We start from the raw sequence: 19,676 nt of genomic DNA, 5'->3' as shown, positions 1-19,676 counted from the left end.
CCATTGTTATCCCCCGCCCCGCTTTTTTCCCGCCCCCCCCCCCGGGGGGGGGGGCCCGCCCCCCCGACCCTACGCTCACTCCACCGTCACCTTCTGGCGATGCAGGTTCGCATACTTCACACCAAAGTACATGATGAACAAATAGCACACCGCCGGCACCAGGAAGGACGGCTGCAGGCCGATGGTGTCCGCGAACATGCCCTGGACAAACGGCACCACCGCGCCGCCCACGATCGCCATGCACAGGATGCCCGACCCCTGGCCGGTGTACTTGCCCAGCCCGTGCAGCGCGGTGCTGAAAATGGTCGGGAACATGATGGAATTGCACAGTCCCACCGCCAGGATCGCCCACATCGCCAGCTTGCCTTCGCCGAAGGTCGCCAGCAGCACCAGCAGGATCGCGCCCAGCGCGTTCACGGCCAGGGTCTTGCCCGGGCTGACGTAGCGCATCACGGCGAAGCCGATGAAGCGGCCGACCAGGGCGCCGCCCCAGTACAGGCTGACGTACTGGGCGCCGTCCGCGTGGCTCAGGCTCGCGATGTGGCTCTCGCCCAGGAAGTTGATCAGGAAGCTGCCGATGCTGACTTCCGCGCCCACGTAGAGGAAGATCGCCAGCGCGCCCAGCACCAGGTGGCGGTAGGCCAGGGCGCCGCCCTTGCCATCGGTCGCGACCGTGCTGTCGTCATGGCTGATCTTCGGCAGCTTGGCCACTGCGAACAGCACCGCCAGCAGCGCCAGCGCCGCCGCCAGGCCCAGGTAGGGGCCTTGCACGGCCGCCGCTTCGGTGGCCTTGTACGCGGCCTGGTCGGCGGCGGACATGGCAGCCAGCTGGTCGGCGCCGAGGGTGGCGGCCGACAGGATCAGGATGCCGCCCAGGGCCGGCGCCACGGTGGTGCCGAGCGAATTGAAGGCCTGGGTCAGGGTCAGGCGGCTGGACGCGGTGCGCGCCGGGCCGAGCACGGTGACATAGGGGTTGGCCGCCACCTGCAGGATGGTGATGCCGCTCGCCAGCACGAAGAAGGCGAACAGGAACAGGCCGTAGCCGCCTTGCGAAGCCGGGTAGAACAGGGCGCAGCCGGCGGCGGCGATCATCAGGCCGGTGACGGCGCCGTTCTGGTAGCCGATGCGGCGGATCAGGGCGCCGGCCGGCAGCGAGACGATGAAGTAGGCGCCGAAGAAGCACAGCTGCACCAGCATCGCCTGCAGGTAGGTGAGGGTATAGATCGATTTCAGGTGCGGAATCAGGACGTCGTTCAGCGACGTCAGCAGGCCCCACATGAAGAACAGGATGGTGACGACCACCAGCGCGCCGGTGTGCGGGTTGTGCTCCCCGTCGGCCGCCGCCGAGAGGGTGGGGTTGGGTACGGTGTTCTGCATGGTGTCTCCGTGGTTATGGCAGGCTGGCGACGTGGTCGGCCAGCATGGCCGACACGCCGCGCAGCGCGGGATACTGCTCGGTGATCAGGTAGGTCGGGATACGCGCCAGGTAGGATCCCAGGCGTCCCTTGTCTTCGAAACGCGCGCGGAAGGCCGATTGGGTAAACAGGCTGCCGAGGCGCGGCACGATGCCGCCGCCGATGTACATGCCGCCGGTAGCGCCCAGGGTGAGGGCGACGTTGCCGGCGACACTGCCAAGTATCGCACAGAAGGTCTCGACCGTTCCAGCGCAGTCGCCCGAGCGGCCGTCCAGCGCGGCGCCGGTGATCTCCGGCGCGGCGATGCGCTTGCCGGTGCGCGCCCAGTGGATCAGCTCCAGGCCCATGCCCGACAGCAGGCGCTCGGCCGACACATGGCCGAACTCGTCCCACAGGGCTTCCAGGATCGCCACCTCCTCGCGGTTGGCGGGCGAAAAACTGACATGGCCGCCTTCGCCGGCCAGCGGGATCCAGCGCTGGCCAGCCGGGATCACCCCGGATACACCCAGGCCGGTCCCCGGGCCGATCAGGCCGATCGGGCGGTTCGCCAGCTCGACGCCGCCACCGATGCGCTGGCGCTGTTCCGGCGCCAGGTGCGGCAGCGACATCGCCAGCGCGGCGAAGTCGTTCACCACCAGCAGGGTCGTCAGATCCTGGGCGCGGCGCAGGGCCTCGATCGAGAAGCTCCAGTGGTGATTGGTCATCCTGACCTCGTCGCCCTCGACCGGATTGGCGATGGCGAGCGCCGCATGGCGCACCGTGTCGACCGCCAGGCCGCGCCCGCGCGCGTTGTCCAGGTAGGCGCGCATCGCGCCGCCCAGGGTCGGGTAGTCCGCGCAGGCCAGCACTTCGACATCGAGCAGGCCGGCGCCGGATTCCAGCGCGAAGCGGGCATTGGTGCCGCCGATGTCGGCCAGCAGGCGCAATGCGCTCATCGCAGTTCCTCGCAGCGCACCGCGTCCGCCTCCAGGGCCGCGCCGCCGGCGATCTCGATATTGGTGAAGGCCGCTGCGAAGGCCGCGTCGCTGGCGATGCTGAAGGGCGTGTCGACCTTGGCCAGGTCCACACCAGCGAAGCAGGCCAGCGGAATCTTGACACTCTGCTTGCCCTTGCCGGCCAGGCGCTTGAACAGCGCGGTCGCATCGATCGTGGCGCCCTGCATCGCCATCGTCACCTTGCCGGCGGGCGCCGCCTGCACGATGGTGTCGAAACGCAGCGCCGCCTTGTCGCCGGCGGCCGGCGGCAGCGCCATCGGACGCGCGCCGCGCGCCTCGAAGCTCGCCGGGCCGGTCCAGCTCACCAGCTTGGCGTCCTGCTGGGTGTTCACCTGCGAGGTGGTGACCGTGATTCCCGGCAGCGCGAAGCTGGCGTTCAGGTCGGCGCCCAGCACGGTACGCTGTTGGCCGCTGCGGATCGCCAGCGGGAAGCTGGCGCGGTCGGCCTGGCTGAACACCGGATAGGTATTGCTCACGCCGCAACCCCCCGCCGGGATGGACTCGTCCAGCTTGCCCAGCCGCGAGCGGCTGGCCTTGTTCAAGCCGTAGCCGTAGGCGAACAGCGGCGCGTAGTCCTTGTCGCCCACGTTCAGGCGGGTCTGGCAGGCCGACTTCGGCCAGGAGAAGGGCAGCTTGCCGCGGAAATCGTAGGTCTTGGCGCCCGCCACCAGCAGGTCGGACACGCCCTTGCCCTCGGAGCCCGGTAGCCAGGCCGCGATGAAGGTGTCGGACAGATTCAGCAAGTCATTGGCGTACAGCGGGCGGCCCGACACCATCACCGTGATCACCGGCTTGCCCTTGCCGGCGACCACGCGCAGCACGGCCAGGTCTTCCGGATAGCGGCTGCTGTGGCGCAGGGTGCCGGACGGGCCGATGTCGCCGTCGCCTTCCGCATACGGGCGCTCGCCGATGACGGCGATCACCGCGTCGAATTGGGTCACATCGACGTCTTTGGCGTCCAGGCTGTAGCTGACGTTGGCGGCGCCGGCCGCTTCGCGGATGCCGGCCAGGATGGTGTCGGCGTGCTTGAAGTCGGCATTGGTATTGGCCGTGCCCTGCCAGGTGAGCGACCAGCCGCCGGTCTGGTTCGATAAATCGTCCGCGCTCTTGCCCACCACGAGGAGCTTCTTGCCGCGCGCCAGCGGCAGCGCCGGGCCTTCGTTCTTGAGCAGCACCAGCGACTCGCGCACCGCCTGGCGCGCCAAGGCGCGCGCCTGCATCGCCTCGTCCTTGCCGGCGTGGGCGTTCTGGGCCGGGCTCTTGCCGAACAGGCCGGCGCGCAGCTTGACGCGCAGGATGCGGGTGACGGCGTCGTCGATGCGTGCCATCGGAATCTCGCCGCTTTCCACCTGCTTGATGGTGTTGGCGATGAAGGCTTTCCAGTCGTCCGGCACCATGATCATGTCGATGCCGGCATTGATCGCCTGCGGACAGCTGTCGTTGCGGCAGCCGGCCACCTCGCCGATGCCGTTCCAGTCGGTGACCACGAAGCCGTCGAAACCCATCTTGTCCTTCAGGATGTCGTTCAGCGCCACCTTGCTGCCATGGAGCTTGCCGTGCTCGACGCCCGTTGCCGTATCGGTCCAGCTGTTGAACGAGGCCATCACGGTCTGGGCGCCCGCGCCCAGGGCGCTGAGGTAGCCCTGGCCATGGATGCCCAGCAGCTCGGCTTCGCTGACCTTGGTCACGCCGCGGTCCTTGCCGTTCTCGGTTCCGCCGTCGCCGATGAAGTGCTTGGCGGTGGCCACCGTGTTGGCGTCGCTCTTGAACGCACCCTGCATGCCCTTCACGTATTCGCCCGCATAGCTCTTCACCACGGCCGGGTCTTCCGCATAGCTTTCATACGTGCGCCCCCAGCGGTCGTCGCGCACCACGGCCAGGGTCGGGCCGAACACCCAGGCGATGCCGGTGGCGCGCACCGCCTTGGCGGTGGCGGCGCCGATCTCGCGCACCAGCTTGGGATTGCGCGCCGCGCCCAGGCCGATATTGTGCGGGAACAGGGTGGCGCCCGGCACGTTGTTGTGACCATGGACCGCGTCCGTACCCCAGATCACCGGCACCTTGACCGCCATGTCGGTCTTCATCGAGGCCTCGTGATAAGCCTGGGCCAGCGCCAGCCACTCCTTCGCGCTCGCATGCTTGTTATTGTTCGGCCAGCTGCCGCCGCCGTTCAGCACCGAACCGAGGTAGTAGCGCGTCACATCGGCCGGCGTCGCGGCCTTGATCTCGGGCTGGGTCATCTGGCCGATCTTCTGGGCCAGGGTCATCTTGCCGACGATCTCGGCGACCCGCTTCTCGAGCGCGGCGTCGTGCTTGATGGCGCTGGCGATCTTCGGCCAGGCGGCCGTGGGGGCGGCGGCCTGGATGGCGTGCGCGGGGAGGGCGATTGCAAGGGCCAGCACGAGGGAACGAAGCTTGGGTGTCATGGGTCGGTCTCGCGAAGTGTGGGGTTATTCCTGGCGCAGGAAGGAGCGGTACCACTTGCCGCTGCTCTTCAGCCGGCGCTGCTGGGTGTCGTAGTCGATGTGGGTCAGGCCGAAACGGCGCAGGTAGCCTTCCGCCCATTCGAAGTTGTCGAGCAGGCTCCAGGCGAAGTAGCCTTTCACCGGCACGCCGTCGGCGATGGCCGACTTCAGGGTGGACAGGTGGCGCATCAGGTAGTGGCGGCGCCCGGTATCCTCGATCTCGCCGTTCGCATCCACGCTGTCCTCGTAGCAGGAGCCGTTCTCGGTGATGTAGATCGGCCCCGGGTGGTAGTCCTGCTCGATGCGCACCAGCAGCTCCGCCAGGCCTTGCGGCGAGACTTCCCAGCCCATCGCGGTGGTCTCGACTTCGCCCGGCGGCAGCACTTTGGCGTCCAGCGGCGCATGGCCCGGCGCGTTGGCGATGGTCTCGGGGAAGTAGTAGTTCACGCCCAGGAAGTCGGTCTCGACCGCGATCGCGTCCAGGTCGCCCGGCAGGACCGTCGGCGCGGCTTCGCCGATATAGTCCAGGATGGCCTGCGGATAGCCGCGGCCGTGCAGCGGGTCGAGGAACCAGCGGTAGCGCAGGCCGTCGTGGCGCTCCATCGCGGCCAGGTCCTCGGGCTGGTTGCTGGCGGCGCGCAGCGGGTGCAGGCTGAGCGCGATGCCGACTTGCGCGTCCGGCACGTTGGCGCGGATCAGCGGCACCGCCTTGCCGTGCGAGAGCAGCACGTGGTGCGCGACCTGGAGCGCGGTTTTAAAATCGGTATTGCCCGGCGCATGCCAGCCCTCGAAGTTGCCGATGATGGCCGTGCACCAGGGTTCGTTGTGGGTGATCCAGTGCTTGACCCTGTCGCCCAGGCGGCGCGTCATCGCATCCGCGAATTCCAGGAAGGCGTCCACCGTCTCGCGCTTGGCCCAGCCGCCGCGGTCCTGCAGGTACTGCGGCAGGTCCCAGTGATACAGCGTGGCCCAGGGCTGCAGGCCGCGTTCCAGCATGCCGTCCACCAGGCGAGAATAGAAATCCAGGCCTTTCTCGTTCGGCTTGCCGCCTACTTCACCGAAGATGCGCGGCCAGGCGATCGAGAAGCGGTAGGCGTTCAGGCCCATGTCGCGGCCGATGTCGAAGTCCTCCGGCCAGCGGTGGTAGTGGTCGCAGGCGACCGAGCCGTTGGAGCCGTCGCGCACCTTGCCGGGCGTGGCGGCGAAGCGGTCCCAGATCGATTCAACCCGGCCGTCGACCGCGCCGGCGCCCTCGATCTGGTAGGACGATGTGGCGCAGCCCCACAGGAAGTCGGAGGCGAAATCGCTGCGCGCTGGGGCTGCAGGCTCGGGGCGGTTGGCAGTGGTCATGGTCTCACTTCAATAAAAGCGTTATTCGGACATTCTAATGGAAAGCTTTCCAATCCGGCGACAAAAAAATGGCCGGCAAGCGGCCGCAGGGTCGCAACCCCGGGCGCGCTCATGATTTCTTCTTCCGTGTGCTGGGCGCCTTGGCCAGCGAGGCGCGCAGGGTCACGCTCACCGGGAAGGTGCGCGACACAGGGCGCTGCAGGTCGTAGCAGCGGTTGAGCAGCATGTTCAGGCCATTCAGGGTCATTTCGCGCCAGGGCATGTGGACGGAGGTCAGGCGCGGCGCCGAAAAGGCCGCGCTTTCGGTGTCGTCGTAGCCGATCACGGACAGGTCGCGCGGCACGCTGATGCCGGCCTCCTGGAAATAGGACAGGGCGCCCACCGCCATCTCGTCGTTGGCGCAGAACAGGGCGCTGCACGGCGTGCCGGATTCGATCAGTTCCTTGGCCGCGGCCCAGCCGCCGGCGGGCGAGAAGTCGCTCTCGGCCACCCAGATCTTGCTGGTATCGATGCCCTCGCTCGCCAGCTCGCCCATGAAGCCGTCGATACGGGCCACGTTGTCGGCCAGCGCCGCCGGGCCGGCGATGATGGCGATGTCGCGGTGCTTGTAGTCGAGCAGGGTGCGCGCGGCCAGGCGTCCGCCCAGCGCGTGGTCGACCGTGAAGCACTGCTCCGGAACGTTGTTGAATTCGTGGTTCAGGGCCACCAGCTGGTGCTTCTTGACGCCGAGGGCGGCGATGTCCTCGTCGAGCAGGGCGCTGGTCATCATGATCAGGCCGTCGCAGCCGCGCTCGATGAGGAACTCGATGCCCTCGACCGCCTGGCGGCGCGCATCGCCCAGGCCCACGCCGAAGGCCACCACCATGTGCAGGCCGGCGGCGCGCAGCTCGGTATCGATGATCTGCAGGATGGGCGTGTAGAAGGTGCCGCTCAGGGCCGGAATGTAAACGCCGATCATGCGGCTTGTGCCCGACAGCAGGGCGCGCGCGGCGTGCGACGGGCGGAAGCCCAGCTCGTCGATCGCCTTGCGCACGCGCTCCAGCGTGGCCGGCGACACCGAGCCCTTGCCGCTGACCACGCGCGAGGCGGTGCCGAGGCCCACCCCTGCAAGACGCGCTACATCCTTGATAGTCGCCACTGACCGTTTCCTGTTGAGTTATTCAAACAACACCGAAGCATACTGCATCTTTGTTTCCACGGCACTTGTCTTTACATGCTGTGGCCACTGGCCGGATCGAACAGCGATACCCGGCTTGCATCGATCGCGAAGCGCACCCGCTGGCCCGCGGCCATGGAGCGCGGCTCGTGCACCAGGCTGGATAAGGCGAGCCCGCCGCAATCGAGCCAGACCACCTGGTGGTTCCCCATCGGCTCCACCAGGGTGACCATGGCCTCGAGCGGGCCGTCGTCGCGGATCTGCAGGTGCTCGGGACGCGCGCCCAGGGTCGCCGCGCCGGGCAGGGCGCCGGTGTCCAGGAGCGGAAGCACGAGCGTTCCGGCGCAGAAGCGCCCGTGGATGTCGACCTCGCCCTCGATGAAGTTCATCGAGGGCGAACCCAGGAAGCCCGCCACGAAACGGTTCGCGGGACGCTCGTAGACCTCGCACGGGGTGCCTATCTGCTGGATGCGCCCGCCCTGCATCACCACGATGCGGGTGGCCAGGGTCATCGCCTCGGCCTGGTCGTGGGTCACGTAGATCATGGTCGAACCCAGCGTCTGGTGCAGCATCTTCAGTTCGCGCCGCAGCTCGGTGCGCAGCTTGGCGTCCAGGTTCGACAGCGGTTCGTCGAACAGGTAGACGCCGGCCTCGCGCACCAGCGCGCGCCCGATCGCCACGCGCTGGCGCTGGCCGCCGGAGAGCTGGGCCGGCTTGCGGTCGAGCAGGGCGTCGAGCTGCAGCATGGCGGCGGCGCGCCCCACGCGGCGCTGGATCTCGGCCTTGGGCGCGCCCGCGATGCGCAGGCCGAAGGACATGTTCTTCTCGACCGTCATGGTCGGGTACAGCGCATACGACTGGAACACCATGCCGATCCCGCGCTCGCTCGGGTCGGCGTAGCTCATGTCGCGCCCGCCGATCTCGATCGCGCCGCCGGACAGGTCGATCAGGCCGGCGATGCTGTGCAGCAGGGTCGACTTGCCGCAGCCCGAAGGCCCGAGCAGGACCAGGAACTCGCCCGGCTCCACCTGCAGGTCGAGGTCGCGGATGATCTCGTTGCCGCCGCGGGTGATGCACAGTTTGCGCAGATGGACGTTCGACATGCGTTCAGCCTTTCACGGCGCCGGCGGCGATGCCGCGCACGAACCAGCGTCCGGAGATGAAGTAAATCGCCAGCGGCAGCGCCGCCGTCAGGATGGTCGCGGCCATGTTCACGTTGTACAGGCGCGTGCCGGTGGTGGTGTTGATCACGTTGTTGAGCTGGACCGTCATCGGCAGGTTGTCGCGCCCCGCGAACACCAGGCCCAGGATGTAGTCGTTCCACACGCCCGTCACCTGCATGATCGCCGCCACCACGATGATGGGCAGCGACATCGGCAGCATCACCTGCAGGAAGATGCGCCAGAAGCCGCCGCCGTCGACCCGCGCGGCCTGGAACAGCTCGTGCGGCACCGAGGCATAGTAGTTGCGGAACAGGAGGGTCATCACCGGCATGCCGAAGATGCAGTGCACCAGCACGATGGCGGGCAGGGAGCCGAACAGCCCGGCCTTGGCCATCATCCACACCAGCGGATAGATCATCACCTGCACCGGGATGAAGGCGCCGGCCATCAGCACCCCGAACAGCAGGTTGGCGAAGCGCGGGCGCCAGAACGACAGGGCGTAGCCATTGACGGCGCCGATCAGGATCGGCAGCAAGGTAGAGGGCACGGTGATTGCCACCGAATTCCAGAAGCCGCCGCTGACCTGGTCCCAGGCGCTGCGCCACGGGTCCAGGGTCGCCTGCAGCGGCAGGGCCAGCACGCTGCCCATGCGGATCTCGTCCATCGTCTTGAACGAGGTGGTGATCATCACGTACAGCGGCAGCAGGAAGAACAGCGCCGCGCCGAACAGGAAGGCATAGACGCCGATGCGCGCGGCGTTCATGCGGCGCCGGCGTGGGCGGACCGTATCGGGCGAAGAAGGCAGGGCTGCGGCCATGGCGGGTGCGCTCGAGTGGTTCATGCGTGCTGCCTCCTGGCGCGGGCATAGGCATAGGGCGCCAGCACGGCCAGCACCGGGATCAGCATCGTCACCGCGCCGGCCGAGGCCAGGCCGATGTTCGAGCGCAGGAACAGGTGATCCATGATGAACTTGGCCGGCACCTCGCTGGCGATGCCCGGACCGCCCTGGGTCATGGCGACCACTGCGTCGTAGAGCTTGACTACAGCGGTGGACAGCAGCAGGAACACGGTGGCGATCGTCGGCCCCAGCATCGGCAGCACGATCGACAGGTACACGCGCCAGGGCGGAATGCCGTCCAGGCGCGCCGCCTTCCAGATTTCGGGATCGATGCCGCGCAGGCCGGCCAGCATCAGCGCCATCACCAGGCCGGAGGCCTGCCACACGGTGGCGATGACGATCGTGTAGACCGCCATGTCCTGGTCGATGATCCACTCGAAGCGGAAGTCCGTGAAGCCCAGCTGACGGATCGCGCCCTCGATGCCGTTGCCGGGCGTGAGCAGCCATTGCCAGACCAGGCCGGTGGCGATGAAGGACATCGCATAAGGATAGAGGAAGACCGTGCGCAGCACCCCTTCGCCGCGCACGTGCTGGTCGATGAAGACGGCCAGCAGGAGGCCGATGAGCATGCAGGCCAGGACGAACAGCACGCCGTATACGGCGAGGTTGTTCATCGAGATCAGCCAGCGCTCGTTGTCGAACAGGCGCACGTACTGGGCCAGGCCGATCCACTTCTCGGAGGGGAAGGTGCGCGATGCGGTGAACGAGGTGCGCAGGGTCCACAGCGCCGCGCCCACATAGGCGAACAGCACCGTCAGCGCCATCGGCAGCAGTGCGGCGTGCGGGGTCAGTTTGTTCAGGCGGCGAGCGAGCATGGCGTCAGTATTTGAGAGCGTTGGCGATGCTGCGCTGGACCTTCTCCACCGCGATGTTCATGTTCCAGTAGGCCGTCAGGATGTCCTGCAGGGCGCCGTTCTGGTCCGGAGTCAGATACACCTCACTGACGCCGAGCTGGCGCGAGCGGTCCTTGATGATCTCGATGCCCTTCTGGGCGCACATATCGAGCGTGGAGACGTCGACGTCGGTGCGCACCGGGATCGAACCCTTCAATTTACTGAACGTGACCTGCAGCTCCGGCTGGGCGACCACGCCGGCCAGCAGGTTCTGGGCTTTCACCACCGCCGGGTCCTCGGTGCGCGGGAAGACGAACACGTCGCCCTGGATCAGGTAGGGACTGGCCGGGCCCAGGCCGGCGATGCAGCCGTAATGCTGGCCCGCGACCTGCTGGGCGTTGGTGAACTCGCCCTTGGCCCAGTCGCCCATGATCTGGAAGCCCGCCTTGCCGCTGATGACCATGGCGGTGGCGTCGTTCCAGTTGCGGCCCGGGGAGTTCGGATCGACATAGGCCTTCAGGCGCTTGAAGGTCTGCAGGATCTGGCGGAAGGCCGGCGAATTCAGGGTCGCCTGGTCGCGGTCGCGCAGCACTTTCAGATACATCTCGCGCCCGCCCATGTTGGCCAGCACCGCCGAGAACAGGATGGTCTCCTGCCAGGACTGGCCGCCGTGGGCGAGGGGAACGATGCCGGCCGCCTTCAGCTTGTCGAGGGCGGCGAAGAATTCGGGCATGCTGGCCGGCTCCTTCGCAATGCCGGCCTTCTGGAAGGCGGCCTTCGAATACCAGATCCAGGTCTGCATGTGGATGTTCAGGGGCACCGCGTAATAGTGGCCGCCGACCTTGATCACGTCGACGATGGGCGCGGGCAGGATCTGGTCCCAGTTGTGGGCGCGGGCGACGCTGTCGACGTTGTTGAGCATGTCCTGCTCGATCACGTCGAGGAATTGCTTCGAGGTGTTGAACTGGGCCGCGGTGGGCGGATTGCCGCCGACGATGCGGTTGATGGTGACGGCGCGCGACTGGTCGCCGCCGGCGATCGCGGTATCGACCCAGACGCCGCCCGCATTGCGGTAGGCCTGGGCGACCTGCTTCACGGCCGCCGATTCGCCGCCCGAGGTCCACCAATGGATGACTTCCGCCTTGGGGGTGGCTTGCGCCGCTTGAACTGCAGGCGCGGATGCGATGGCGCACAGCCAGGCGCAGGCTGCGGCCAGATTGCGTGCTGTGGACATCGTGTCTCCGTTCTCCGCCATTGTTTTTCTGAAACGTTGGAAACGTTACCATTGGCTTTGACCCGACTATAGCACTGGGTCAAATAGCGGTCAAACAAATATTGCAATTAGGGATTTTGGCACAGGTTTGCTGTTTTTAAGGAAACTTTTGGTTGTGGTGCGGGGATACAACGTTAGGCAAGGTATGCCTTTTCATCATGGGCCTATTCAAGGATTTCATACGTTTATCTTATGGAATTCTGAGTATGCATTCGGTGTCGATATAACTTACAGATTCCTTGTTGCAATAGGATAAAAACATTAAAAATCAATTACTTATCGAAGTGGCATCGATTTTGCTATCACAGGCATTCTGATTTCCGAGGGGTTGTAAATACGCAGGGTGTGGAACCTTGGAAACGTGCATTGGTCTGGAATCGGTATTCGTATCAAAGCATGGCTAACCAACATTTGGTTTTTCATCGTTTTTGACTCTGAAGACCGTTCAAGACCGTCTCTCGACAACAAAACTAAGGGGTGTCAAATGAAAAACCTGTTTATCGCTGCAGTTTCCGTCGCCGTTCTGTCCGCTTGCGCAAGCCGTCCGGAAAGTATCGCCGCATCCTATGTTTCACACGAAAAGTACAGCGGCATCGACTGCGTGCAACTCTCGACTTACCTGAGCGACGCCCGTGCCGGGCTGCAGAAGGTCTCCGCCATGCAGGACTCGAAAGCCAACATGGATGCCGCAACGGTCTTCCTGGCCTTGGTCCCGGCAAGCAAGCTGACCGGTGACCATGCGGCCGATGTAGCGAAGTTCAAAGGCGAGGTCGAAGCGATCGAGACGGCCCAGATCAGGAAAGGCTGCAAGTCTGCGAAAGTTGCGTGAAATTCTGGGCTGAAAAAACAAAAGCCCAACCGGTGGTTGGGCTTCTCGATTTCACACTATGAGGAGTGGTGCCGACTGCAGGACTCGAACCCGCCACCTGATGATTACAAATCAACTGCTCTACCTGATGAGCTAAGTCGGCTAAGATCGGTGTGATCGTTAGGGCAACAATTATACCCTTATTTGATGCGGGTCAGCGTCGGACGCCCGCCTTTCTTGGGCGGCTCGTTGTCGTCGTCCGGTCCGGTGGTCGCCGGTTCCGGCGCCGCGGCAGGCTCGCCCGCGCCATTCGGCACCGCCGACAAGGAGGGCGACGCAGCATCGGCAGGCGCGGATGACGGCGCCTCGGACGCGGTCGTGTTCACTTCGAACGCCATCCCCTGGCCATTCTCGTTCGCATAAATCGCCAGCACGTTCTGCACCGGGATATACAGTTCGCGCGAGACGCCGTTGAAGCGCGCGCGGAAATGGATGGCGTCGTTGTCCATCTTCAGCCCCGACGTGGCGCCGTAGCTGATGTTCAGGATGATCTCGCCCTTGCGCACATATTCCATCGGCACCGTCGTGGCGGCATCGACCTTGACCGCGAGGTAAGGCGTGTAGCCGCTGTCGGTGCACCATTCGTAAATAGCGCGCAACAGATAGGGTTTGGTGGAGATCTCTGCCATTGCTGTGTTATCAAAAGAGTACTGATATGTACGCGTCCAGTGTAGCGGATTCCCCTGCGGGCGTCCGGTTTCCGGCGCGTATCGGGCGAAGGAAGCGGGAGGCGTTCGGCCTCCCGCTACGCCATTAGCGGCGCATCACCTTCTCGGACGGGGTCAGCGCCTCGATGTAGGCCGGACGCGAGAAGATGCGCTCGGCGTATTTCATCAGCGGGGCCGCGGTCTTCGACAGCTCGATGCCGTAGTGGTCCAGGCGCCAGAGCAGCGGAGCGATCGCGACGTCCAGCATCGAGAACTCGTCACCCAGCATGTACTTGTTCTTCAGGAACAGCGGCGCCAGGGTGGTCAAGCGGTCGCGGATTTCAGCACGGGCCTTGTCGTGGTTCTTGTCGTTGGTCTTGTTGCGCTCGCTTTCCAGGGTGTGCACGTGGACGAACAGTTCTTTTTCGAAGTTGAACAGCATCAGGCGGGCGCGGGCGCGCATCAGCGGGTCGGCCGGCATCAGCTGCGGATGCGGGAAGCGCTCGTCGATGTACTCGTTGATGATGTTCGATTCGTACAGGATCAGTTCGCGCTCGACCAGGATCGGGACCTGGCCGTAGGGGTTCATGGTCGAGATGTCTTCCGGCTTGTTGAACAGGTCGACGTCGCGCACCTCGAAGTCCATGCCCTTTTCGAACAGGACCAGGCGGCAGCGTTGGGAGAACGGGCACGTGGTGCCGGAGTAGAGAACCATCATGGTTTATAGTTCCTTAAGAAACAAAGGGTGAGCGCAAAGCGTCTCACCCCGAAAAATGATTGCCCGTATTATAGCCAACCGGGCAATGAAAGCGAATTACTTCACTTCTTTCCAGTACGATGCCTTCAAACGCCAGGCCAGGAAAGCGAAGACCGACATGAACAGCAGCACGATCACGCCCAGGCGCTTGCGCTGTTCCTGGGCCGGTTCGGCCATCCAGCTCAGGTAGGCCACCAGGTCGGCGGTCGCGGCGTCGAAGTCGCGGCTGCTCATGCTGCCCGGCGCCACTTGTTCGAAGCCGGCGAACTTGTGGATCATCTTGCTGGGATCATGCGGGTCTTTTTCCTCGACAAACTTGGCCGTGCGCACACCTTGGAGCTGCCACATCACGTGCGGCATCGCCACGTTCGGCACCACCATGTTGTTCCAGCCAGTTGGGCGGGTGTCGTCCTTGTAGAAGGTGCGCAGGTAGGTGTACAGGTAGTCGGCGCCCGTGCCGGCCGGCGAGGACTTGGCGCGCGCGATCACCGACAGGTCCGGCGGCACCGCGCCGAACCAGGCTTTCGCGTCGTCCGGGCGCAGGGCCGTCGTCATCATGCCGCCCACCTTGTCCTGCGAGAACAGCAGGTTGTTCTTGATCTGCTCTTCGCTCAAGCCCAGGTCGCGCAGGCGGTTGTAGCGCATCGCCGACGCCGAGTGGCAGTTCAGGCAGTAGTTGACGAACAGTTTGGCGCCGTTCTGCAGCGAGGTCAGTTCGTGGCGCTCGGGCGCCGGTTCCAGCGGAAAGCCGCCTTCCGAGGCGAATACCAGTCCCGGCACCAGGGCCAGGACCGCCATCAGTTTCTTCGCAAATTTCATGTGATGTCCTTGTGCTCTTGATGTCGATCAGTGCGCCGCATAGCTCACGCGGGTAGGCACCGGCTTGAATGCGCCCATGGTGCTCCACCAGGGCATCAGCAGGAAGAACGCAAAGTAGGCCAGGGTGCACACTTGCGAGATGATCGTGAAGGCCGGGGTCGGCAGCTGGGTGCCCAGGTAGCCCAGGGTCACGAAGACGATCGCGAACACCACGTACAGGGTGCTGTGCCAGCTCGGACGGTAGCGCAGCGACTTGGCCGGCGAGTGGTCGAGCCATGGCAGGAAGGCCAGGATCACGACCGAGGTGCCGAACAGGACCACGCCCCAGAACTTCGCTTCCAGCAGCAGCATGCCGACGATCATCGCCAGGCCGATCACGGCGATGGCGATCTTGGTGCGGTAGGCCAGGCGCGACTTCAGCCAGACGAACACGACGTAGGCGGCGATCGCGGCCATCAGCACGTAGATGAAGTCGGCGGTCGTGGCGCGCAGCACCGAGTAGAAGGGCGTGAAGTACCAGGTCGGCGCGATGTGCGGCGGGGTCTTCATCGAGTCGGCCGGCAGGAAGTTGTTGTATTCCAGGAAGTAGCCGCCCATTTCAGGCGCGAAGAACACCACGGCCGAGAACAGCAGCAGGAACACGGCCACGCCGTAGATGTCCTTGACGGTGTAGTACGGATGCGACGGGATGCTGTCCACCGGATGGCCGTCCGGGCCCAGGTTTTCCTTGACTTCGATGCCGTCCGGGTTGTTCGAGCCGACTTCGTGCAGCGCGATCAGGTGGGCGGCCACCAGGCCCAGCAGCACCAGCGGCAGGGCGATGACGTGGAAGGCGAAGAAGCGGTTCAGGGTTGCGTCCGACACCACGTAGTCGCCGCGGATCCACAGCGACAAATCAGGGCCGATCACGGGAATCGCGCCGAACAGGTTGACGATCACCTGGGCGCCCCAGTACGACATCTGGCCCCATGGCAGCAGGTAGCCGAAGAAGGCTTCCGCCATCAGGCACAGGAAGATCGCGAAGCCGAACAGCCAGATCAGTTCGCGCGGCTTGCGGTAGGAACCGTACATCAGCGCGCGCGCCATGTGCAGGTAGACCACGATGAAGAAGGCCGAGGCGCCGGTCGAGTGCATGTAACGCACCAGCCAGCCCCATGGGACTTCACGCATGATGTATTCGACCGAGCCGAACGCCAGGTTGGCGTCGGGCTTGTAGTGCATGGTCAGGAAGATGCCGGTGACGATCTGCAGCACCAGCACCAGCATGGCCAGCGAGCCGAACAGATACCAGGTATTGAAATTCTTGGGCGCGTAGTACTTGCCCCATTGGTCGTTCCACAGCTTCGAGAGCGGGAAGCGGTCGTCCACCCAGGCCAGGGCCTTGTGGCCGGCCGGTGCGCTTGCGGGAAGCTTTGTCTCCTTGAATGCCATTTCTTATGCCTCGCCTTTCTCGTCTTTGCCGATGATCAGCTTGTTATCGGAGAGGTACATATACGGCGGCACGTCCATGTTGGTCGGCGCCGGCTTGTTCTGGAACACGCGTGCCGACAGGTCGAAGGTCGAACCGTGGCAAGGGCAGAGGAAGCCGCCCGGCCAGTTGTCCGGCAGGTTCGGCTGCGGGCCCGAGCTCAGGCGCGACGAGGGCGAACAGCCCAGGTGCGAGCAGATGCCCACGGTGACCAGCACTTCCTTGTGTTCGGCGCGCGCGCGATACGGATTCTTGGCGTATTCCGGCATCGGCAGCTGGAATACCTTCTCGGAGGCCGGATCGGCGAGTTCGCCTTCGACCTTGGTGAGGGTGGCCATCATTTCCGGCGTACGGCGCAAGATCCAGACCGGCTTGCCGCGCCATTCCACCACCTTCATTTCCCCCGGCTTGACGTCGGAAATATCGACCTCCACCGGCGCCCCTGCGGCTTTCGCGCGCTCGGATGGCTGGAAGGTGCTGACCAGGGCTCCCGCCGTGGATACACCTACTACGCCGCCAGCCGCACATGTTGCGACCAGCAAGCCTCGGCGGCCTGGATCGACCTGCTTCTCATTACTCATACCAACCCCACTCCGTGAAAATACGAAACTAAAGAATCAATAAAGAGCTTCCAGCAACACAAAATTATATGTGAATGGCAATACCGATTGGAAAAAAATTATCAACGGTACACAGTTCCACGAAACGCCCGTGCCAGCCGCACTATGACAACAGGGTGCGGCGTCCGTTCATCAAACGCTTGCGGTATCATGCAATCGCTTGTCTCAACAACAATAGGGAGCGTTCCAATGGCGATGCTGAAAGAGTTCAAGACATTTGCGATGCGCGGCAACGTGGTCGACCTGGCCGTGGGTGTGATCATCGGCGGCGCCTTCGGCAAGATTGTCGATTCGCTGGTGCAGGACATCATCATGCCGCCGATCGGCAAGCTGTTCGGCGGCCTCGATTTCGCCAGTTATTACCTTCCGCTCAATGGCCAAGCCTATAACTTACCATTGGCGGAGGCCAAGAAGGCAGGTGCAGTGTTGGCATATGGTAACTTCCTGACTATATTGCTCAACTTTATTCTGCTGGCATTCGTCATCTTCCAGATGGTCAAGATGATCAACCGCCTGCGCGGGCCGGCTCCGGAAGCTTCGCCCACGCCGGCCCAGACGGCCGAGGAAATCCTGCTGCTGCGCGAGATCCGCGATTCACTGAGGCGCTAGGCGATGAAAGACGGCGAGTTTCCGGCGGTGCGGCAGCCCAGCGTCCTCAAGCGCCTGTGGATGCTGTTCGCCCAGGCGGTCACCGTCGCGCTCGCTGTTTACCTCGTGGTGGCGGCCTTCAGGCCGGCCTGGCTGGAAGGAAAACCCGAGCCGGTCAGCGTGGGCAGCCCGGGCAAACCGGTGCCCATGCTGCAGGCGCCGCCGCGCGCGCCCGGCGGCAGCTATCGCGAGGCGGCCGCCCGCGCCATGCCCACGGTCGTCAACATCTTCACCAGCAAGGCCACGCGCCAGGCCCATCCGCTGCTGAAGGATCCTTTCTTCCGCCGCTTCTTCGGCGACCGCATGCCCCCGGAAGAGCAGCTGGCCAGCCTGGGGTCGGGCGTGATCGTCAGTGCCGACGGCTATATCCTGACCAACAACCACGTGGTCGAGGGCGCCGACGCCATCGAGGTCGGCCTGGCGGACGGGCGCAAGGTGGCGGCGCGCATCGTCGGCCTCGATCCGGAAACCGACCTGGCGGTGATCCGCATCGCCGCGCGCGACCTGCCGGTGATGGTGCTGGGCGACCCCGAGCAGGCGCGCGTCGGCGACGTGGTGCTGGCCATCGGCAACCCCTTCGGCGTGGGCCAGACCGTCACCCTGGGCATCATTTCCGCGCTGGGCCGCAACAACCTGCACATCAACCACTTCGAGAATTTCATCCAGACCGACGCCGCGATCAATTTCGGCAACTCGGGCGGGGCCCTGGTCGATACCAATGGCCACCTGCTGGGCATCAATTCCGCGATTTATTCCCAGACCGGAGGTTCGGTCGGCATCGGCTTCGCGATACCCGTGTCCACCGCCAAGACCGTGCTCGACTCCATCGTCAAGCATGGCCAGGTGGTGCGCGGCTGGATCGGCATCGAGTCCCAGGACATCACGCCCGAGCTGGCCGACAGCTTCGGCCTGGCGCGCTCGAGCGGCGCGATCATCGCCGGCGTGGTGCGCGGCGGGCCGGCCGACCGCGCCGGCATCCAGCCGGGCGACATCCTGGTGGCCGTCGGCGGCAAGCCGGTGGCCTCGACCAACGACATGCTCAACCTGATCGCCCAGCTGGCGCCTGGTTCCAAGGCCCAGATGACCATCCTGCGCAAGAGCCGCGAGTCCACCCTCGGCGTGACGGTGGGCCGCCGCCCGCGCCAGCTCCCCTGAACTTTTTTTTCGAACACTCCATGCACCTGCGTGACCTGACGCACTACCTGAACGAACTCAGCGAGAACAACAACCGTCCCTGGTTCCTGTGGAACAAGCCGCGCTACGACATCCTGCGCACCGAATTCGTCGACACGGTCGCCGAGCTGATCCGCGAGATGGCCAAGTTCGACAAGGCGATCGCGGCCTGCGACCCGAAGAAGGCGGTGTTCCGCTTCCAGCGCGACACCCGCTTCGCCAAGGACAAGACGCCCTATAAAACCCACTTCGCGGCGGGCATCGCGCCCAACAACAAGCGCAAGCCGAGCGACGGCGCAGGGCCGACCTATTACTTTCACATCGAGCGCAACGGCAAGCTGCTGTTCGGCGCGGGCGAATACATCCCGCCGGCGGCGCGCCTGAAGGCGATCCGCCAGCACGTGGTCAACGATGCGCCGGGTTTCGCCAAAATGTTGAAGAATAAGCATCTCCGCGCCACCTACGGCGACCTGCGCCACGACGAAGGAAAACTGCAGAGGCCGCCGAAAGGCTTCGACCCGGAGCATCCCCTGGTCGACTACCTCAAGCTGAAGAGCTTTTTCGTGTGGATCGAGGTGGACCTGGCCGTGAACGAGCCGGACAAGCTGGTGCCGCAGCTGGCAAGCGGATTCAAGGATGCCTTCGCGCTGGTGACCTGGCTGCGCGGAGTGCCGGAGAACGTCGACGAGTGATAGGGAAGGAGGGCGACATGGCCTTGCAACACGCAGTATCGGGGGAACGTATCGCGCTGGAGCGCGGAGACGACGACATCGCCCATTTCACGTCCGTGGCCCTGGTCAAGACCGAGCACATGGAACTGATGCGCCTGGTGGTGCCGAAGGAACGGCCGATCCCCGAGCACCGCGTGGAAGGGGAGGTGACCATCCTCTGCCTCGAAGGCGAGCTCGCGGTCGATGCGCACGGGCGCACCACGGCGCTCAAGCCGAACGAAATGGTGTATCTGGCGGGTGGGGAGCCGCATACGATTCGCGCGCTGAAGGATGCGGTGGCGCTGATGACGATCTTGATGGGGCCGGTCAGGTCGGGTGGGCCGACCAAGGATCCGCGCGGGGCGGCGAGCTGATAGGTTGTTGGTGCGCTGAGAAAACTTGGGTCCCCGCCTTCGCG

The 19,676-nt window shown here is 64.9% G+C and carries 19 protein-coding genes and 1 tRNA gene; 5 read left to right on the top strand and 15 right to left on the bottom strand.

What is annotated here, in order from left to right; all coding sequences use genetic code 11:
• Positions 1–75: 75 nt before the first annotated feature.
• From KBW98_RS21005 to KBW98_RS20965, 9 genes are all read right to left on the bottom strand, one after another.
• Entirely contained in the window at positions 76–1,377 is a 1,302-nt protein-coding gene (locus tag KBW98_RS21005; protein WP_211522117.1) for a sugar MFS transporter, read from the bottom strand.
• 13 nt (positions 1,378–1,390) lie between these two features.
• A complete protein-coding gene (locus KBW98_RS21000) occupies positions 1,391–2,350 on the bottom strand; it encodes a glucokinase (RefSeq protein WP_211522116.1) in 960 nt (319 codons plus the stop codon).
• Positions 2,347–4,836 carry a glycoside hydrolase family 3 protein gene (locus tag KBW98_RS20995; RefSeq protein ID WP_211522115.1) on the bottom strand — a complete coding sequence of 830 codons (2,490 nt, stop codon included), beginning with the start codon at positions 4,834–4,836 and terminating at the stop codon, positions 2,347–2,349. Before KBW98_RS20995 ends, KBW98_RS21000 begins: the two co-directional genes overlap by 4 nt.
• Positions 4,837–4,860: 24 nt before the next feature.
• Positions 4,861–6,225: a GH1 family beta-glucosidase gene (locus KBW98_RS20990; protein ID WP_211522114.1), complete on the bottom strand. Its 1,365-nt coding sequence runs from the start codon at positions 6,223–6,225 to the stop codon at positions 4,861–4,863.
• Between the two features lie 109 nt (positions 6,226–6,334).
• Positions 6,335–7,363, bottom strand: a complete 1,029-nt coding sequence (locus KBW98_RS20985) for a LacI family DNA-binding transcriptional regulator (RefSeq protein ID WP_211522113.1) — start codon at positions 7,361–7,363, stop codon at positions 6,335–6,337.
• Between the two features lie 71 nt (positions 7,364–7,434).
• Positions 7,435–8,484: an ABC transporter ATP-binding protein gene (locus KBW98_RS20980; RefSeq protein WP_211522112.1), complete on the bottom strand. Its 1,050-nt coding sequence runs from the start codon at positions 8,482–8,484 to the stop codon at positions 7,435–7,437.
• Between the two features lie 4 nt (positions 8,485–8,488).
• The gene (locus KBW98_RS20975) at positions 8,489–9,307 is read right to left on the bottom strand and encodes a carbohydrate ABC transporter permease (RefSeq protein WP_229429334.1); all 819 of its coding nucleotides are present in this window, start codon (positions 9,305–9,307) and stop codon (positions 8,489–8,491) included.
• A gap of 74 nt (positions 9,308–9,381) precedes the next feature.
• Entirely contained in the window at positions 9,382–10,257 is an 876-nt protein-coding gene (locus tag KBW98_RS20970) for a carbohydrate ABC transporter permease (protein ID WP_211522111.1), read from the bottom strand.
• Positions 10,258–10,261: 4 nt separating this feature from the next.
• Entirely contained in the window at positions 10,262–11,509 is a 1,248-nt protein-coding gene (locus tag KBW98_RS20965) for an ABC transporter substrate-binding protein (protein ID WP_211522110.1), read from the bottom strand.
• Positions 11,510–12,032: 523 nt separating this feature from the next.
• On the opposite strand from KBW98_RS20965, the gene KBW98_RS20960 reads away from it, so the two are divergent.
• Entirely contained in the window at positions 12,033–12,377 is a 345-nt protein-coding gene (locus KBW98_RS20960) for a hypothetical protein (protein ID WP_211522109.1), read from the top strand.
• Positions 12,378–12,443: 66 nt separating this feature from the next.
• On the opposite strand, the gene KBW98_RS20955 is transcribed toward KBW98_RS20960, so the two are convergent.
• From KBW98_RS20955 to petA, 6 genes are all read right to left on the bottom strand, one after another.
• Positions 12,444–12,519: transfer RNA gene (locus KBW98_RS20955), tRNA-Thr, on the bottom strand.
• A 37-nt stretch (positions 12,520–12,556) separates the two neighbouring features.
• Positions 12,557–13,045, bottom strand: coding sequence for a ClpXP protease specificity-enhancing factor (locus KBW98_RS20950; protein WP_211522108.1), 489 nt, complete (start codon positions 13,043–13,045; stop codon positions 12,557–12,559).
• A gap of 124 nt (positions 13,046–13,169) precedes the next feature.
• On the bottom strand, positions 13,170–13,781 hold the full coding sequence (locus tag KBW98_RS20945) for a glutathione S-transferase N-terminal domain-containing protein (RefSeq protein WP_211522107.1): 612 nt from the start codon (positions 13,779–13,781) through the stop codon (positions 13,170–13,172).
• 96 nt (positions 13,782–13,877) lie between these two features.
• Complete coding sequence (locus KBW98_RS20940; RefSeq protein WP_211522106.1) at positions 13,878–14,639, bottom strand: cytochrome c1; 762 nt, start codon at positions 14,637–14,639, stop codon at positions 13,878–13,880.
• 27 nt (positions 14,640–14,666) lie between these two features.
• Positions 14,667–16,070: a cytochrome bc complex cytochrome b subunit gene (locus KBW98_RS20935; protein WP_211522105.1), complete on the bottom strand. Its 1,404-nt coding sequence runs from the start codon at positions 16,068–16,070 to the stop codon at positions 14,667–14,669.
• A gap of 3 nt (positions 16,071–16,073) precedes the next feature.
• A complete protein-coding gene (gene petA / locus KBW98_RS20930; protein ID WP_211522104.1) occupies positions 16,074–16,688 on the bottom strand; it encodes a ubiquinol-cytochrome c reductase iron-sulfur subunit in 615 nt (204 codons plus the stop codon).
• Between the two features lie 228 nt (positions 16,689–16,916).
• On the opposite strand from petA, the gene mscL reads away from it, so the two are divergent.
• Genes mscL through KBW98_RS20910 form a run of 4 tightly spaced genes read left to right on the top strand, consistent with a single transcriptional unit; the run spans position 16,917 to position 19,632 of the window.
• Positions 16,917–17,336 (top strand): large conductance mechanosensitive channel protein MscL, encoded by a 420-nt coding sequence (gene mscL / locus KBW98_RS20925; protein ID WP_211522103.1) that lies wholly within the window; start codon positions 16,917–16,919, stop codon positions 17,334–17,336.
• Positions 17,337–17,339: 3 nt separating this feature from the next.
• Positions 17,340–18,530, top strand: a complete 1,191-nt coding sequence (locus KBW98_RS20920; protein WP_211522102.1) for a Do family serine endopeptidase — start codon at positions 17,340–17,342, stop codon at positions 18,528–18,530.
• Between the two features lie 20 nt (positions 18,531–18,550).
• Positions 18,551–19,240, top strand: coding sequence for a DUF2461 domain-containing protein (locus KBW98_RS20915; protein ID WP_211522101.1), 690 nt, complete (start codon positions 18,551–18,553; stop codon positions 19,238–19,240).
• Positions 19,241–19,257: 17 nt separating this feature from the next.
• The gene (locus KBW98_RS20910; RefSeq protein WP_211522100.1) at positions 19,258–19,632 is read left to right on the top strand and encodes a cupin domain-containing protein; all 375 of its coding nucleotides are present in this window, start codon (positions 19,258–19,260) and stop codon (positions 19,630–19,632) included.
• Positions 19,633–19,676 lie beyond the last annotated feature (44 nt).

The organism is Massilia sp. ST3 (assembly GCF_018119405.1).
In the GTDB taxonomy this organism is placed as follows: Bacteria; Pseudomonadota; Gammaproteobacteria; order Burkholderiales; family Burkholderiaceae_D; genus Telluria.
Note: the sequence above shows the minus strand (reverse complement) of the source record. Positions and strands in the feature narration are given on the sequence as shown.